General features: G+C 38.8%; 17 protein-coding genes. 7 read left to right on the top strand and 10 right to left on the bottom strand.

What is annotated here, in order from left to right:
• The 5 genes from LV716_RS07115 to LV716_RS07095 all read left to right on the top strand — a co-directional run bounded on the left by LV716_RS07115 (nt 1) and on the right by LV716_RS07095 (nt 4,951).
• Nucleotides 1–2,325, top strand: coding sequence for a penicillin-binding protein 1A (locus tag LV716_RS07115; protein ID WP_163417057.1), 2,325 nt, complete (start codon nt 1–3; stop codon nt 2,323–2,325).
• A 99-nt stretch (nt 2,326–2,424) separates the two neighbouring features.
• The gene (locus LV716_RS07110) at nt 2,425–3,123 is read left to right on the top strand and encodes a CoA transferase subunit A (RefSeq protein ID WP_163417056.1); all 699 of its coding nucleotides are present in this window, start codon (nt 2,425–2,427) and stop codon (nt 3,121–3,123) included.
• Between the two features lie 80 nt (nt 3,124–3,203).
• Nucleotides 3,204–3,464, top strand: a complete 261-nt coding sequence (locus LV716_RS07105; protein ID WP_233759252.1) for a hypothetical protein — start codon at nt 3,204–3,206, stop codon at nt 3,462–3,464.
• Between the two features lie 2 nt (nt 3,465–3,466).
• The gene (locus LV716_RS07100; protein WP_163417054.1) at nt 3,467–4,120 is read left to right on the top strand and encodes a 3-oxoacid CoA-transferase subunit B; all 654 of its coding nucleotides are present in this window, start codon (nt 3,467–3,469) and stop codon (nt 4,118–4,120) included.
• Nucleotides 4,121–4,435: 315 nt separating this feature from the next.
• On the top strand, nt 4,436–4,951 hold the full coding sequence (locus tag LV716_RS07095) for a GNAT family N-acetyltransferase (RefSeq protein WP_163417053.1): 516 nt from the start codon (nt 4,436–4,438) through the stop codon (nt 4,949–4,951).
• Here LV716_RS07095 and LV716_RS07090 read toward each other — a convergent pair.
• Complete coding sequence (locus tag LV716_RS07090) at nt 4,940–5,251, bottom strand: hypothetical protein (RefSeq protein WP_163417052.1); 312 nt, start codon at nt 5,249–5,251, stop codon at nt 4,940–4,942. The two genes, LV716_RS07095 and LV716_RS07090, sit on opposite strands and share 12 nt — an antisense overlap.
• Before the next feature lie 122 nt (nt 5,252–5,373).
• On the opposite strand from LV716_RS07090, the gene LV716_RS07085 reads away from it, so the two are divergent.
• On the top strand, nt 5,374–6,114 hold the full coding sequence (locus LV716_RS07085) for a helix-turn-helix transcriptional regulator (protein ID WP_317167633.1): 741 nt from the start codon (nt 5,374–5,376) through the stop codon (nt 6,112–6,114).
• Between the two features lie 3 nt (nt 6,115–6,117).
• Here the strand turns inward: LV716_RS07085 and LV716_RS07080 are convergent, their stop codons facing one another.
• The 9 genes from LV716_RS07080 to LV716_RS07040 all read right to left on the bottom strand — a co-directional run bounded on the left by LV716_RS07080 (nt 6,118) and on the right by LV716_RS07040 (nt 15,878).
• Nucleotides 6,118–7,266, bottom strand: coding sequence for a methionine aminotransferase (locus LV716_RS07080; protein WP_163417050.1), 1,149 nt, complete (start codon nt 7,264–7,266; stop codon nt 6,118–6,120).
• A gap of 1 nt (nt 7,267) precedes the next feature.
• Nucleotides 7,268–7,738, bottom strand: coding sequence for a very short patch repair endonuclease (locus tag LV716_RS07075; protein WP_163417049.1), 471 nt, complete (start codon nt 7,736–7,738; stop codon nt 7,268–7,270).
• Nucleotides 7,739–7,799: 61 nt separating this feature from the next.
• Nucleotides 7,800–9,560: an ATP-binding protein gene (locus LV716_RS07070; protein ID WP_163417048.1), complete on the bottom strand. Its 1,761-nt coding sequence runs from the start codon at nt 9,558–9,560 to the stop codon at nt 7,800–7,802.
• Nucleotides 9,557–10,675, bottom strand: a complete 1,119-nt coding sequence (locus tag LV716_RS07065) for an FIST signal transduction protein (RefSeq protein ID WP_205600107.1) — start codon at nt 10,673–10,675, stop codon at nt 9,557–9,559. Before LV716_RS07065 ends, LV716_RS07070 begins: the two co-directional genes overlap by 4 nt.
• Before the next feature lie 200 nt (nt 10,676–10,875).
• Nucleotides 10,876–11,622, bottom strand: coding sequence for a succinate dehydrogenase/fumarate reductase iron-sulfur subunit (locus tag LV716_RS07060; RefSeq protein WP_163417046.1), 747 nt, complete (start codon nt 11,620–11,622; stop codon nt 10,876–10,878).
• Between the two features lie 8 nt (nt 11,623–11,630).
• Nucleotides 11,631–13,634: a fumarate reductase/succinate dehydrogenase flavoprotein subunit gene (locus LV716_RS07055; RefSeq protein ID WP_163417045.1), complete on the bottom strand. Its 2,004-nt coding sequence runs from the start codon at nt 13,632–13,634 to the stop codon at nt 11,631–11,633.
• 2 nt (nt 13,635–13,636) lie between these two features.
• Nucleotides 13,637–14,305 (bottom strand): succinate dehydrogenase cytochrome b subunit, encoded by a 669-nt coding sequence (locus LV716_RS07050; protein ID WP_163417044.1) that lies wholly within the window; start codon nt 14,303–14,305, stop codon nt 13,637–13,639.
• A 254-nt stretch (nt 14,306–14,559) separates the two neighbouring features.
• Nucleotides 14,560–15,174 carry a hypothetical protein gene (locus LV716_RS07045; RefSeq protein ID WP_163417043.1) on the bottom strand — a complete coding sequence of 205 codons (615 nt, stop codon included), beginning with the start codon at nt 15,172–15,174 and terminating at the stop codon, nt 14,560–14,562.
• Between the two features lie 80 nt (nt 15,175–15,254).
• Nucleotides 15,255–15,878 carry a collagen-like protein gene (locus LV716_RS07040; protein ID WP_163417042.1) on the bottom strand — a complete coding sequence of 208 codons (624 nt, stop codon included), beginning with the start codon at nt 15,876–15,878 and terminating at the stop codon, nt 15,255–15,257.
• A 250-nt stretch (nt 15,879–16,128) separates the two neighbouring features.
• Here LV716_RS07040 and LV716_RS07035 point away from each other — a divergent pair, with 250 nt between their 5' ends.
• Nucleotides 16,129–16,869, top strand: a complete 741-nt coding sequence (locus tag LV716_RS07035; protein WP_163417041.1) for a LytTR family DNA-binding domain-containing protein — start codon at nt 16,129–16,131, stop codon at nt 16,867–16,869.
• The last annotated feature ends 2 nt before the right edge of the window (nt 16,870–16,871 follow it).

Here is a 16,871-nt window from a genome sequence, read left to right as displayed (position 1 = left end):
ATGGCAAAAGCGAAGCAAAAAAAGCAAAAGAGCTTTTTTCCTTACATTAAATGGTTTTGGATTCTCTTTGGATCGGGAGTCTTATTGGTTCTATTGGTTTTCTTACTGGCCTCATGGGGTGCTTTTGGTACCATGCCCACATTTGAACGTTTGGAAAATCCCGAAACAAATTTGGCTACAGAATTTATTTCATCTGATGGCGAAACGTTGGGGAAACTCTATTTAAATGATAATAGAACTCCGATAGCATACCAAAATTTACCGGAAAACTTAGTGAATGCATTGGTAGCTACCGAAGATGCCAGATACTATGACCATTCTGGTATTGATGCAAGGGGAACAGTAAGAGCTGTAGCCTTTTTAGGTTCAAGAGGAGGTGCCAGTACCATCTCCCAACAATTAGCAAAACAGTTGTTTACCGGACAAGCTGCAAGAGGGTGGCAACGCTATACCCAAAAGATAAAGGAGTGGGTCATTGCTGCCCGGTTGGAACGTAATTATACCAAAGAAGAAATCATAGCTATGTACCTCAACATCTATGATTTTGGATATGCAGCTGACGGAATACGATCTGCAGCAAGAATTTATTTTGGAAAGGAACCTTCAGAATTAAAGATAGAGGAATCTGCTGTCTTGGTGGGCATGTTGAAGAATTCGTCCCTTTATAATCCTATCAGAAGGGAAGAATTGGTACTTAACCGAAGGAATACCGTATTGGGACAGATGGCCAAGTACGATTACATCACGGAAAAAGAGAAAGATTCGCTTCAGCAGTTGAAGATGGATATCAATTTTAATCCAGAATCGCATAAAGAGGGGTTGGCTACATATTTTAGAATGTACTTGCAGCAATATTTGAAAGTTTGGGTCGATAAAAACCCCAAGCCAGATGGTGAAAAGTACAATATCTATCTAGATGGATTGAAGGTCTACACCACTGTTGACTCAAGAATGCAGAATAATGCGGAGGATGCCGTAGAGGCCCACATGAAAAATTTACAAGCAGAATTTTTCAATCAGAACACATCGGACAGAAATAAAACAGCTCCTTTTCTAGATCTTTCTAAAACAGAGATTGACGGAATCATGGAGCGAGGCATGAAAAATTCCCCCAGATGGAAGTCTATGAAACGGGAAGGAGTTTCCGAGAAAGAAATAAGGGCTTCATTCCAGAAAAAAACCGAAATGACCGTTTTTGACTGGAACAGTAATTCCTATGAGAAGGATACCATTATGACCCCGATGGATTCAATACGATATTACAAGACATTTCTTAGAACCGCTATGATGTCCATGGAGCCACAAACAGGTCATGTAAAAGCGTGGGTCGGAGGCGTAGATTACAAGCATTTTCAATACGATAATGTGTACCAAGGATCAAGGCAGGCAGGCTCAACGTTTAAACCTTTTGTGTATGCAGCGGCCATTGACCAGTTGCGGTATTCGCCTTGTGATAAATTACCAGATAATCAGTACTGTATTGAACCCGAAAAACATGGAAACCCGGATGCTTGGTGTCCCAAAAACTCCGATGGAAAATATTCTGGGGAAGATATTACCCTAAAAAGTGCGTTGGCGAATTCGGTAAATACGGTTACGGCCCAGTTGATAGATAAGGTAGGACCTGGGTCCGTTGCTTCCATCGCCAAAAACATGGGGCTTACCAAAGAGATTCCAGAAGTACCTTCCATTGCACTTGGAACACCAGATTTAAATGTATATGAAATGGTAGGGGCTTATGGTACTTTTGCCAATCAGGGAGTTTACGTAAAACCGGTAATGGTTACACGAATAGAAGATAAGAACGGTACTGTACTATATGAATATACCCCAAAGACAAAAGATGTGTTAAGCAAAGATGTGGCCTATGCCATGGTCAATCTAATGGAGGGTGTAACCCAATATGGCTCTGGTGGGCGATTAAGGCATTCGTTCGCTAAAAACCAAACCGTTTACAAAGAGATTATCACAGGATATCCGTATGAACTCACAAACCCTATTGCCGGTAAAACGGGAACTACACAGAACCAAAGTGATGGCTGGTTTATGGGCATGGTACCTAATTTAGTTACAGGAGTCTGGGTAGGTGGAGAAGACAGGGCCGTTCATTTTAAGAGACTTCTATATGGGCAGGGAGCATCTATGGCATTGCCTATTTGGGCCATGTACATGAAGAAGAATTACGAGAACGAAGAGCTAGGTGTTTCCAAAGGAGCTTTTGAAGTACCGGATGACTTGTCCATTAATGTAGACTGTACAAAAATACTCCAAGACCTAAAGGATGATTTGGATACTGAGGACGATTTAGAGGATGTAGGATTTTAATCAGAGTCTCTCACAAAAAATTTTGCCCCAAGATGTGCCAATATCTTGGGGCTTTTTTATTTAAATCGTAATTTCAGACAATAAGAAAAAATCGTATAGATGATTAAAAAAACGGTTCCAGATGTAAGAGCGGCAGTAGCAGGTGTTGCGGATGGAATGACATTTATGTTGGGTGGCTTCGGGCTCTGTGGAATTCCAGAAAATGCAATTTCAGAATTGGTACGGTTGGGAATTAAAGATATTACCTGCATTTCCAATAATGCCGGAGTAGATGATTTTGGACTGGGTCTTCTTTTACAAAAACATCAAATAAAGAAAATGATTTCCTCATATGTAGGTGAAAATGATGAGTTTGAACGCCAGATGTTAAGTGGGGAACTTGAAGTAGAGCTTACTCCCCAGGGTACCTTGGCTGAAAAGTGTAGGGCCGCACAGGCTGGATTTCCGGCATTTTATACGCCTGCGGGATACGGAACCGAAGTAGCAGAGGGAAAAGAAACAAGGGAGTTTGATGGAAAGATGCATGTGCTGGAACCTGCCTACAAAGCGGATTTTTCATTCGTAAAAGCATGGAAAGGTGACGAAGCGGGCAATCTTATTTTTAAGGGCACAGCGCGTAATTTTAATCCGTGTATGTGCGGAGCGGCAAAAATTACCGTAGCGGAAGTTGAGGAATTGCTTCCTGCCGGAAGTCTTGACCCCAATGAAATTCATGTGCCGGGCATATTCGTACAACGAATCTTTCAAGGGGAAGATTATGAGAAACGAATTGAACAAAGAACAGTAAGAATTAAATAATGAGACTCAGTTACATATGTTCATCTTGTAAAAATCAAAATTTTTTGAAGGAAAGGTCGGAGACTAGACCTGATTTGCAAATGAAAATAGGAAAGGATGAGATCCAGGTGAATTGTAACTATTGTGGAAAAATGGATAAAAAACATATTAATAATATCAATGCTGTTGTTGATACTAGGATTATTGTAGTAGGTATATTTCTAGGTTTGGTTGCTACGGTAGTTTTATGGAACTACTTTGGAGCCATAGCTTCAATCAGTTTTGTAATACCTATGCTATTCTGGATTTCAGAAAACAAAATGTTAACCGGGTTTAATAAATATACAATCAGAAGAAAATAAGTATGCTTGATAAAAACGGAATAGCAAAACGAATTGCGCAAGAGGTGAAAGACGGTTACTATGTAAACCTAGGAATAGGAATTCCTACCTTGGTCGCTAATTTTGTGCGGGAAGATATAAGCGTGGAATTTCAAAGTGAAAACGGCGTTTTGGGCATGGGTCCCTTTCCGTTCGAAGGTGAAGAGGATGCTGATATCATTAATGCAGGAAAACAGACGATAACCACATTGCCAGGAGCTTCTTTCTTCGACTCTGCTACAAGCTTTGGGATGATCAGGGGGCAACATGTAGACCTTACCATTTTAGGAGCTATGGAAGTTGCGGAAAACGGAGATATTGCTAACTGGAAAATTCCTGGGAAAATGGTCAAGGGAATGGGTGGCGCCATGGATCTGGTAGCCTCTGCAGAGAATATTATTGTGGCCATGATGCATACAAACAAAGCGGGCGTATCAAAATTGCTCAAAGAATGTACGCTTCCGCTAACGGGAGTAGGCTGTGTAAAAAAAATCGTTACCAATCTCGCTGTGCTGGAAGTTACTACAAAAGGGTTTAAACTTTTGGAAAGGGCACCAGGTGTTTCGGTAGAAGAAATAGCTAATGCAACAGCTGGAAATATGATTGTTGAAGGGACTATTCCCGAAATGAATATATAGCAGATACCGATAAGTTTGTTCACCACAAAAAAGTACCGTTACACAACAAATTTTTTCGATGAAAGTTTCATTCGAGTATATTTGGTTATGTGATTTTTTTTACCCAAATTAATACCTTAAAACATTATACCATGGCAAACCAAACTAAATTGGATGAAAATATCCAAGTTTACCGAAATGACTTCTTCACTGGATTTATGCTGTTGATAAAAAAGCTATTTATGCTTTAAGAGTAAAGACACGAAAGAATTTAAGAGCCAACAATTTGTTAGGCTCTTTTTTTTTTGAATATTTTAGGGCAGAAAACGACTTGCAATGAACTTGAATTTGCGTAGGTGCACAGAAGCGGATTTAGAAACATTGATAACCATTTCCAAAGAAACTTTTGCAAATACTTTCAAAGAGGGAAACAAAACGGAAGATTTAGAGGATTATATAACTAGGGCGTTCGATAGATCTAAAATCCTCTCCGAGATAAAAAACATAAACTCACGTTTTTATTTTGTCTATGATGATGGGGTTTTGGTGGGCTACTTCAAACTAAATGAAAAAGGGGCTCAAACAGATATTAACGATGCAGCATCCATAGAGGTAGAACGAATTTATGTGGTCAATACGCACCAGGGCAAGAGCATTGGAACATGGATGATGCATAGCATTATAGAACTGGCAAAGAATGAGCGTAAAAACTATATTTGGTTGGGTGTCTGGGAGCACAATACAAAAGCCATTGAATTCTATGAAAAACATGGATTTGTAAAATTTGGAACCCACTCCTTTATCATTGGAACAGATAAGCAAACAGATTGGCTGTTACGACTAGACTTTTAAAAGGGTATCCAAAAAAAGAATGTCCCCCTCTGCCTGAAGCTTGTAAGCAATGGAGTTTTCATAAGCAGCATGAATTAACAACGATATTGCCTTTGCATTGGATTTGGTGAGACTATTTGTCCTGTATACCACATCTCGTATGGTAGAAAAACTAACATTGCTTCGTATGGCAATATTGGCAAAATCATCTTTAGATGCGTTTCTGCGCAGAATTATTGCAAGTTTTTCATCAATTGGTTTTCCGTAATCTTCCTCCAAAAAAATATTTTCGCTATTTATCACAAGACCAAAGTTTTTCATAGAACCCATATTCAATAATTTGTACGTTTCTTAATTATTTTACTGGGGTCAAATCCTATTTTCTATATTTGATTTGTAATTCAATTACAGAAAATGTGGTTCATTGCTGCGCACACTTTTATATGCGTAATAATACTACACAATATAGTAATAATATGTACGCAATAAAGCATTTGAGGAGCAAAAAAAATATGAGCCAATCAGATTTGGCCAAAGAGATTGGCGTAAGCCTAAGAACGATACAGCTTTATGAAAAGAAGAACGCGAACATTCCTATAAAGAATCTTACAAAAATCGCTACTTTTTTCGATTTAAGCATAGCTGAATTGTATCTACAAGAGGTTAATGAAAGCGAGGCAACTTATACCAAAAGAAAACCTTTTACCAAAAAAGGGAGTATTTTTTACCCTTTAGATCACGGCAAGCATCTTGTCATGGTACCGTTGGTCTTGACAGAATATCAAAAAGCTTTTTTAGACGATTTAGCAGAAAATGCTCACGACAAAGATACGTTTCAGACAGGCTTTATTCTTGATTTTTTGCCCGATGAAAGTCTCAGAGCCTTTGAAATTACCGGAGATTCCATGAATAACGGCAGTATCGAGGCAATTCCAAATAAAGCAGTGGTCCTAGGTTTAAAATTACAGGACAAAGCCCTCATGGATAAAGACGAAACCTTATGGAACAAAGCTTATGTGCTTGTTTGTAAGGATAGAATTATCTGTAAATGGGTTACAGATATAGATAGTGAAAAGAAAACGATGTACTGTCAGAATCTAAATAAATCGCCGGAATATCAAGATTTCGAGTTGCCCTTAAACGATATTTTGCAAGCATATACCGTTATTAAGAAGGAACTTTAGTACCTATTTAATTTGATTTAATATTCTGGCAGCTTGGTCAAGAACGGCATCTGTCTTTGCAAAACAAAAACGAAGCTGTTTGTCATCTTTTCCATCCAAGTTAAAGACAGATACGGGAATACTTGCCAATTGACGTTCTTTGATGAGCCGCTCAGCAAAATCTGTATCAGCTTCCATAGTGATATCAGAATAATCCAATAATTGAAAATAAGTCCCAGAAGTAGGTATTACCTTAAATTTTGAATCTTTAATGGCAGATAGGAAATAATCTCGCTTTGCTTGATAAAAAGAATTCAGACCAAGATAATGCGCTGGTGTTTTTAGGTAGTTGGTCAATGCTTTCTGCATGGGATGGTTGATACAGAATACATTAAACTGATGTACTTTTTGAAATTCTTGCATTAATGCTTTTGGAGCCACACAATAACCTACTTTCCAGCCAGTAATGTGAAAAGTTTTTCCAAAAGAGGAGCAAATGATACTTCTTGAAGCCAAACCTGGAAACTTAGCCGCACTCTGATGCTTTTCGCCATCAAAAACAATATGCTCATAAACCTCATCGCTCAGTAAAATAATATTGGTATCCTTTAAAATCTCTTGAAGCCGGAGCATATCACTCTCAGACCAAATCGTACCCGTTGGGTTGTGCGGTGTATTGATAACGACCATTTTTGTTTTTGGACCAATAACAGATTTAAAAGTATCCCAGTTCAATTTAAAATCAGGACCTTCTAATTGGATAGGAACCATCTTGCCACCAAAAAGTTCAACAACAGGTTCGTAGCAATCATAAGCAGGTTTTAAGATAATTACTTCATCATCTTGTTGAACAAAAGTAGAAATTGAAGTAAAAATTGCTTGCGTAGCGCCAGCTGTAATTGTTATTTCAGACTCTGGATGATATATTTTTCCATATAGTTTTTCAATTTTCTCCGAAATGGTTTCACGAAGGGTAAAAGTACCCTGCATTGGTGCATATTGGTTGTACCCATTTTTTAATGCATTGTCCGCAAGCTGTAATAGTTTTGGGTCTGGGCTAAAATCTGGGAACCCTTGTGATAAATTCACGGCATTATGTTCATTGGCCAACCTGCCAATATAGGTAAATATATTGGTGCCCACATTGGGTAATTTAGAATTGGTATGTATCATGCTATTGATGATTTTCTATATGTAGGATTACTTCTTGTAAACACGTTTCAAGGTTTTTTTTGACCTCGCTTTCCCAAAATCGAAATACGGTATATCCCAAACGCTTCAATTCTTGGTTTACTTCCTTGTCCCTTTGAATATTCCGTTCAATTTTTGGAATCCAAAACTCACGGTTGGTCTTTATCTTGGTTTTTCGTTCTTCCCAATTATGGCCATGCCAATATTCACCATCGATAAAAATGGCAGTTTTGTATTTATTCAAAACAATATCTGGCTTTCCTATTAGTTTTTTATAGTCAATTCGGTATCGATAACCAGCGGCCCATAACGCTTTTCTAAAGGCAAGTTCAGGTTTTGTGTTCTTGCCTCTGATCTTACTCATGATCTTGGAACGCTGGGGAGTGGTATAAAACCCGGCTTCTTCATTAAAACGGGGAACTTTTATGCGTTCTTCGGAATAGTTTTTGGGCATAGTCCAAGATAGCAAAAACAGAAGTGCAATTCTAATGTCCTTATAAAAGAAAACTAGGGTACTACAATATTTTGGATGATAGCGATTTTATGCGTTTTAAGGTTTGATGAAGCTCTATGGGGTCAAAAGGTTTACTGATATGACCATCCATTCCGTATTTGCGGATATCATTTTCCACATCGGCAGGAGGTGATGCTGAAAGGGCTATAATCGGAATATCTATATTATGCGGATTTGTGGATTGGCGTATTTTTCTTGAAGCTTCATAGCCGTTCATAACGGGCATTTGCAAATCCATTAGAATAAAATCATAATTTTTCTGGCTTGCTTTTTTAACGGCAATACTTCCGTTTTCAGCGATATCAAAATTGACTTTCCATTTAGAAAGAAATTTTTTGATGACCAGAATGTTCAATGTATTGTCTTCGGCAACCAAGACCGAAATACCATCTAGTGCGGTAAGGTTGGAGAGCTCGGGTTTAGAACCGTTCTTTTTAGTGTTGGAACCATTATGTATTTCGAGGTCAAGGGTAAACGAAAAAGTAGTACCCTCTCCATAAGCACTTTGAAGCCTTAAATCGGTATCCATAATCTGGAGCAGTTTTTTACAAATGGCCAAACCAAGACCAGAACCTCCAAATTTTCTTGTGGTGTTCGAATTGGCCTGAACAAAGGCATCAAAAATGCTATCTTGTTTTTCCGCTGCTATCCCGATTCCGGTATCGATAACGTCGAATTTAATTTTAATCTCTTTTGAATCTCTATGGAGCTCTTCCAATTTTAAGATTACAGAGCCCTTTTCGGTAAACTTTATTGCATTGCCGACCAGGTTTGTTATAATCTGTGAAATACGGACAGAATCGCCTATAAGGCAACTCGGCAAAGGGCTGTCTTGTTCAATTCGAAATTTGATGTTTTTTTCCCTCGCCATGCTTCCAAAGGTGCTTTCTGCTGCCTTTAGAATATTTTCAAGACTGAATATGGACTTTTCCAATACAATATTGCCGCTTTCTATTTTATTGAAATCGAGGATATCGTTTACAAGACCTACCAAGTGCTCAGATGAATAGTTGAGCGCTGTAAGGTTCTCTATTTGGGATTCTTTAGGATTTTCCAAAAGAAGCAAATGACTAATACCGATGACGGCATTCAACGGCGTTCGTATTTCATGGGAAATAGTGGACAAAAATTCATCCTTGGCCTTATTTGCTTTCATTTCTTTGTCCTTGGCCTCTATTAGGGCCAACTGTATGTTTTTTTGCTCCGTTATGTCAACAATACTGCCAATATATCCTGTGGGATTGTCTTCTTTGTCATGAACGAGCTTTATGGAAACATCTAACCATTTTTTTTCACCATCACTTGTGCGTGCCGTAACAATCTCGTTGAGCTCTTTTATGAGACCTTGGCTCAGTTTATTTAAAGTAGCCCTATCTTTTTCGTCAAGGTTTTCAATGAAATTGGAAAAAGGGTGTCCCAGACAATCACGTACTTTAAACCCCGTTAATTTTTCCCATGCTGGGTTAAGATATTGCCAATTGCCTATAAGGTCCGTCTCAAAAATGACTTCCTGTATATTATTGGCAACATTTTCAAGTTTACCGGTAATTTTCTCTACATGGTTTTTTAGTTTTTTATTGGTCGAATAGAGTTCTTGTGAACTCATTTCAAGAATATTCTCAAGGTGCGAATAATCGGCATTGAATTCATGATAGGCTTGGTCCACAAGTGCTAAAAAACCATCAAGTTTTGGATTATCTTCTTTATCCAGTCCAGCTTTTTTTAACTGCCTTCTAAGTAGTCTATGGTAATTTTGTTTCATTCTGAAAATGTGGTAATGGTCATGGTTTGATTATGTAATGTACATGGTGTCGACTTTTTAAAAGGAGCTATTTCACCATAAGAATAGAAGCCAGTGGTATATACTTGTTTTCCAAGAACATTGTTTACTGCTTCAATTTCATCTTCTACCATTTGTTTTAGTACAAGTCTCCTGCCTACACAGCTAATTAAAAATGCAAGTTGGCAATCTCCATCAATACTATTTTTGGTCACTTCTGCCGATTTTTCGGCCCCATCTATCAAACGATCTACATTGGCTTTCATTAACCGTACATATGACCCTTGGTTGATATCACCCGCAAAAGTGAGGCTTTGTTCTTTTTCATCAATGCCCAGAATGGTTCTCACCACGGGAGTTTTGTTATCATCTCCACGCATGCTCAATGGAAATAACAAACCAGAACTTGGTAATTGTTTCGCTTTATCGCCGAGAAAAGATTTGTAGAGCTTTAGGGCAGGTTCTCCGTCCAATTCATAAAGAATGTTGTTTTTGGAACGGGTTACCAAACGTTCCAGGCCAAAACTGTCCCATCCACCTTTGGACCCAAATCCAATTTTGAGATTATCACCATAGAAGCCAAGGCCAATGACCCTTTTTGATTTGATATATTTGCTACAGATCAAAAAAGTTTCTTTGAAGTCCGCAGCATCACCGGCCAGTCCACCGGTTATGGTAACCGTATCGGGAGAGTTTTCCTGTAACCCCTTTACCAATTCGGCTCCGTTTACATGTAAACCATCGCTTAGCACCATAATATGTCTAAGGTTGTCTGCTTCAAGTTGTTTATAAAGCTCGTGCCCTACTTGATAGCTATCTTGGTCAAAATCGTTCAGATGGATTTCTGCTATGTTCAGAGAAGTTTTTTCAAAGTGTACGGCCGTAAGTGAAACTGTGCCATCAAACACATGGTTTCCTAATATTTCACCTGAGGTAGAGCATCCAAATTTTATGGCATGTGGAAACTTCCCATTCAAGATTTCAATAAAACCTGCCTTATTTTTGAATGAGGGCGACATAAATAGAAAAATAACACTTGGAGTAAAATCAAGTGTAAAGGATTCCAACTCGGCGATTGTAGCCAAGTTTCTTTGCATGACTTTCATGATATGTGCTAAGGAACTGTTCTAATAACTACTAAACAAGACAGTTTATTATGTATTTTCCTTCAAAAATTCAAAAAAACCTACTTTTTTGAAAGATAGAAGAGTTGTTGTTATCCACTGTTTATCAGTATGGTAAATAAAAAAGCCTGAACTTTAGTAAAGTCCAGGCCTAAATTCTTGGGTTTTATATCTTATCCCTTCACGCTTGCAAAAAGATATTCGCGGTTCATCCGTGCAATATTCTCTAAAGAAATTCCTTTAGGACATTCAATTTCGCAAGCTCCAGTATTGGTACAATTTCCAAAGCCCTCCAAATCCATTTGGCGAACCATGTTCTCAACACGTTCAACAGCTTCTACCTGACCTTGTGGTAGCAGCGCAAATTGTGAAACTTTAGCTGAGGTAAACAACATGGCACTTGCATTTTTACAGGCGGCAACACAGGCACCACAACCAATACAAGTGGCTGCGTTGAACGACTTATCGGCCATATCCTTTTCAATGGGAATGGCATTGGCATCTACAGGTCGTCCAGACGTATTTACAGAAATATAACCTCCTGCTTGTTGAATTCTATCGAAAGCGGTTCTATCTACAATAAGATCTTTGACTACAGGGAACGCTTTTGCCCTCCATGGCTCGATTACGATTTCATCACCGTCATTGAAACTGCGCATATGCAACTGGCATACGGTAATTCTGGAATCGGGTCCATGCGGGCGACCATTGATCATTAACGAGCATGTACCACAGATACCTTCACGACAATCATGGTCAAATTCCACGGGTTCTTCCCCCTTAGAGATAAGTTCTTCATTGAGGATATCCAACATTTCTAAAAAAGACATATCGCTTTCCACACCATTCAGGGTATAATCTACCATCTGACCTTTGGTGGAAGCGTTCTTTTGTCTCCAAATCTTCAAATATAATTTCATAGCTATTTTTATTTGTAAGAACGTGTTTTCACTTTAATGTTTTCGTAGACCAAATCTTCTTTATGCAGTTTTGCATCGCTTGGTTCTCCCATATATTCCCATGCAGATACAAATTTGAAGTTTTCGTCGTCACGTAACGCTTCTCCTTCGGGAGTTTGGTATTCTTCCCTAAAGTGTCCTCCACAGGATTCGTTGCGTTCTAAAGCATCTTTTGCAAAGAGTTCTCCCAGTTCCAAGAAATCGGCTACTCTTCCCGCTTTTTCAAGTTCTTGGTTCTTTCCATCTGGACTGCCTGGAATTTTTACGTTCTCCCAAAAGTCCTTCCGCAACTCGGCAATCTCTTTGATGGCTTCTTTTAATTCTTTTGCATTACGGGACATTCCACATTTGTTCCACATGATCTTACCTAATTTCTTGTGGTAATAATCAACGGAATGTATTCCTGTGCCCGACATGAGTTTTTGAAGTCTGTCCGTAACATTTTTTTCAGCGGCATCAAACTCAGGAGAGTCCGTAGGAATTGGTCCTGTTCTAATATCATCGGATAAATAATCTCCAATAGTGTAAGGCAATACAAAATAGCCATCTGCCAGACCTTGCATCAATGCGGAGGCACCAAGGCGGTTGGCACCATGATCGCTGAAATTGGCTTCTCCAGCTGCATAGCAACCGGGTATAGTGGTTTGCAGATTGTAATCTACCCAAAGACCGCCCATGGTATAATGAACCGCGGGATAAATCATCATTGGGGTTTTGTATGGATTTTCATCCACTATTTTTTCATACATCTGGAAGAGGTTACCGTATTTGGCCTCTACGATTTTTTCACCTAGTTCGCGAATGGTATTGTCATCAACATCTTTCATTCCTGATGTTAGTGCCTTTTCTCTTCCATAGCGCATGATTGCTGCAGAGAAATCCAAGTAAACGGCCTCACCGGTTTTGTTAACTCCAAAACCTGCGTCACAACGCTCTTTTGCCGCTCTTGAAGCAACATCTCTGGGCACTAAATTTCCGAATGCGGGATAACGTCTTTCCAAATAGTAATCACGTTCTTCTTCGCCCAATTGGGTCGGTTTCAATTTGCCTTCACGAATGGCTTGGGCATCTTCCAAACGTTTTGGAACCCAAATACGGCCATCATTACGTAAAGATTCTGACATTAAGGTCAGTTTGGACTGATGGTCTCCCGAAACAGGAATACATGTTGGATGAATCTGTGTAAAACATGGATTGGCAAAGAAAGCCCCTTTTTTGTGTGCCTTCCAGGCCGCCATTACATTGGCTCCCATACAATAGGTTGATAGGAAGAATAGATTTCCGTATCCTCCTGTAGCCAATACCACTGCATGAGCAGAATGTCTTTCAATTTCTCCATTCACCAAATCCCTTGCAATGATTCCTCTAGCCTTTCCATCGACCAAGACCAAATCCAACATCTCATGTCTGGTATAGGATTTTATTTTTCCTCTTTGAATCTGTCGGTTCATTGCAGCGTAAGCACCCAACAACAATTGTTGTCCTGTTTGTCCTTTGGCATAGAATGTTCTTGACACCAAAACTCCACCAAACGATCGGTTGTCCAATAGACCACCATACTCACGTGCAAAAGGAACACCTTGGGCAACGCATTGGTCAATAATATTGGTAGAAACTTCTGCCAAACGATACACATTGGATTCACGGGAACGATAATCCCCACCTTTTACGGTATCGTAGAACAGACGATAAACACTATCCCCATCACCTTGATAGTTCTTGGCGGCATTTACACCACCTTGCGCAGCAATGGAATGGGCCCTTCTTGGTGAATCTTGGTAACAGAATGTTTTTACGTTGTATCCTAATTCGGCCAAGGTTGCTGCAGCCGAACCTCCTGCCAAACCAGTACCAACCACGATGATATCAATATTACGTTTGTTGGCAGGGTTAACCAGGTCTATTTCGTTTTTATGCTTTGTCCATTTATTGGCCAATGGTCCTTGTGGCTCTTTAGAATCCAATACTCCCATAATTAGTGTGTTATTGGGTTAAGGTGGTGGTACAATGCTATAAAAGCAAAAGTTAGAGGTACGACCACTGCGAATAATTTTGTAAAAGTTTTGATGGCTGGAGTGTACTTGTTGTTGACACCCATACTCTGGAACGATGATGCGAACCCGTGCCATAAATGAAGGCTTAGCAATACAAAAGAGACTACGTAAATAATAGTTCGCCAAAAAGGAGCAAATTTTTCTACGGTCTCGGCATAATAACGTGTTGGATCTTCAGGGTTGGCCTGAATGTATTTATAGGTCATTTCATGAATCCAAAAGTCATAGAAGTGCAACCCTAAAAACGCAAGCACCACCAAACCTGAGTAAATCATATTTCTGGATACCCAAGGGGCATTTGCGCTACCTTTATATTTAACATAGCCAACACCTCGGGCATTTCTATTTTGAATTTCAAGTACAAAGCCCATTACAAAGTGCACTATTACACCAATAATAAGAATTGGTTGCATAAGATATTGCACCAAAGGGTTATACCCCATAAAATGGGAAGCTTCGTTAAAAAACTCTGGAGCTATTACAGAGGCAAAATTGATGGTAACGTGTAAAACAAGAAAAATTACTAGAAAAAGACCCGAGAGTGCCATCACTACTTTACGGGCAATCGAAGATTTTATCAATCCACTCATTAGTGCTGGTTTTACCTACAAATTTACGGCACAGGTAAGTTTTTAACAAGCTTTCAACAAGACAAGGGGCCTTATTTAGATTGATTATAAGGTGGGATTGTATTTGTTGAATTTGTATTGGGTTTGAGATATAAAAAGAAGTATAACCTTCAACAAAAAAAGAGCCCTTTTTAAAAGGGCTGGTATTATAGGTTAAACAACTTTACAAGCTTATGCTGAAGAGAAAAATTTAAAAGGTTACATTGTATACTGTTTTAATCGTCCTTCAAAGCAAATGTCACCATTATTTCATATTGATAATGACCAATAGGTTTGTCATAATATAGCCCTCTAGGGATTTCTTCATTCAAATAATTTCTGCTGTCCTCTATGCAGATTACTTTCCCTAAATCCGATTCAATATTTTTGACCATCGCTGCTGCTTTCTCCTTTGCGTTTTCAAAGGCCTTTTTGGAAAGCGATGCAATTTCTTCCGCATCAAGGGTAATGTTCTGGTCAAATTGTAGCCGTTGTACCCCAAAGGATTTGGATTTCATGAATTTTCGAAACTCTTCCAACAAAGGTGTTTCAAATTCATAGATAGTACCTTCTTTATCATACCCTAATGCTTCGTAAGCAAATTTGTCTTCTTTCAACTGTGCTAACGAAAGTCCGTTGTCTTTCAGTACGGCATCATATTTTTCTCTCATTTGTATCAATGTAATCGCTTCGGAAGGAAGGCTTGAGTATGCTGCGCTCAAAGTAACCGAACCTTTAAAAAGAGGTGTTTTATCAATATGAACAGCTCTACCTATTACTCGAATGGACGGTGAGTTTTGACCGAAACTGAAGTACGATACCAGCACTAAAAGAAATACTATTTTTTTCATGATTTTCATTTTTTGAACTTTTTTTGGGAGCTATTTCAACTAAAGAAAGGCTCTCAGAGATATCTGGGAGCCTAGTTTATTTATTCTTCTATACCGAAAAGTTCGATAACTTCTTCATAAGACATCTTTGAATAATCCAAAGAACCATTTTTGGTGGTTATGCCTCCCGGACCAGAAGTGTCCACGGGAATCTCTCCAGGAATTATGATGTATCTGTAATCATCGAATATATCAAAATCATTGTTTTCCCCACTGGGAGCTATACCGGCCAATCTGATTTCACCTCCATTAATAGTATAGGTATATCGGATTCCAGATCCAGTGACATATGGGAGTGGGAATACTTCGACGCCGTTAAAAATTAAAACATCGCCTCTACCATATACCAAAACGGTGCTCGTCTCTAAGTCGACACCCAAACTAGTTATCTCTTCAGCACTTGCAAGCGTACTTAACTTTTGTAGTATTCCACCACCCGGCGTAAAACCATTGGGAATCCAATCTGAATAAATTACATTGGCCGTACCTGTCTCTCCCTGTTCGCCCTGAGCTCCGTCTGCGCCATCGGCGCCAGCTGGTCCTTGTTCACCTTGTGGGCCAGCAGGACCTGCAGGTCCAGTTTCACCATCTTCGGCAGAACATGATGCTATCAATAGCCCCACTATGACTAAATGAATTAAACTTTTGATTCTTCTCGTTTTCATAATGAATATTTATAGTTGAGGTTTCGAAAGTAGAATGCACGCTTACAAAGCTTTTGACGATGATGATACTATGTGCCAACCAATTTATTTGTGCGTACTTTTAGTGTATAACTGGAATATTTAACGAGTTAAAACCTCATTTTGCAGCTGATACGGTCCTGCTACCATTTGTACATCAATATGGGTCATTGGTAATAATATCTGACTTATTGTTGCTTGCAGCATGTATTTTGAATCAAAACTTGACGTTATGATGAGAGCAATCGTAGTAGATGACGAAATGGCTGCCATAAACAGCCTGACTTGGGAACTGCAAAAATTTTCGGATGTAATTACAGTAGTAGAAACATTTACCTCCGCTAGAGAAGCACTTTCTGGAATCAATTACCTAAAGCCAGATTGTGTTTTTTTGGATATAGAAATGCCCGAAATGAATGGGTTTACCTTATTACAGAAATTGGATTATCGAAATTTTGCTGTCATTATTACAACGGCGTATAACCAATATGCCATTCAGGCCATAAAAGAAAGTGCTCTGGATTATTTGTTAAAGCCAATTGATGGGGATGAGATAAAGGAGGTTATTGAAAAACTAAAAAAAACAAACGACACGGATAGCTTTCACCTTCACTTTAAGGAAACCATAGACGCGCTTTCCAAAGCAAGTACACCACAAATGCTCCAGATTCCCGTAAATGGGAAAATACTGTTTATTCGTACCAACGAGATAGTCTATTGTGAATCTGATGGTAATTATTCTAAAATCTATCTGGAATCTTCAGAAAGTCTTTATGTTTCCAAAAAACTAAAAGAATTGGAAGATATGTTGACCGATTCCACTTTTTTTAGGGTACACAATTCTTATATTATACATACCTTAAAAGTGACAGAATATCTGCGGGCAGAAAACTATGTGGTGCTATCCAACAAGAAAAAAATCCCAGTATCCCGACTTAAAAAAGAAGCATTTTTAAACAAAATGGCCCTTTAAAA

Source organism: Flagellimonas sp. HMM57, assembly GCF_021390175.1.
Taxonomy (GTDB): domain Bacteria; phylum Bacteroidota; class Bacteroidia; order Flavobacteriales; family Flavobacteriaceae; genus Flagellimonas.
This window is presented reverse-complemented; position numbering and strand designations above follow the sequence as displayed.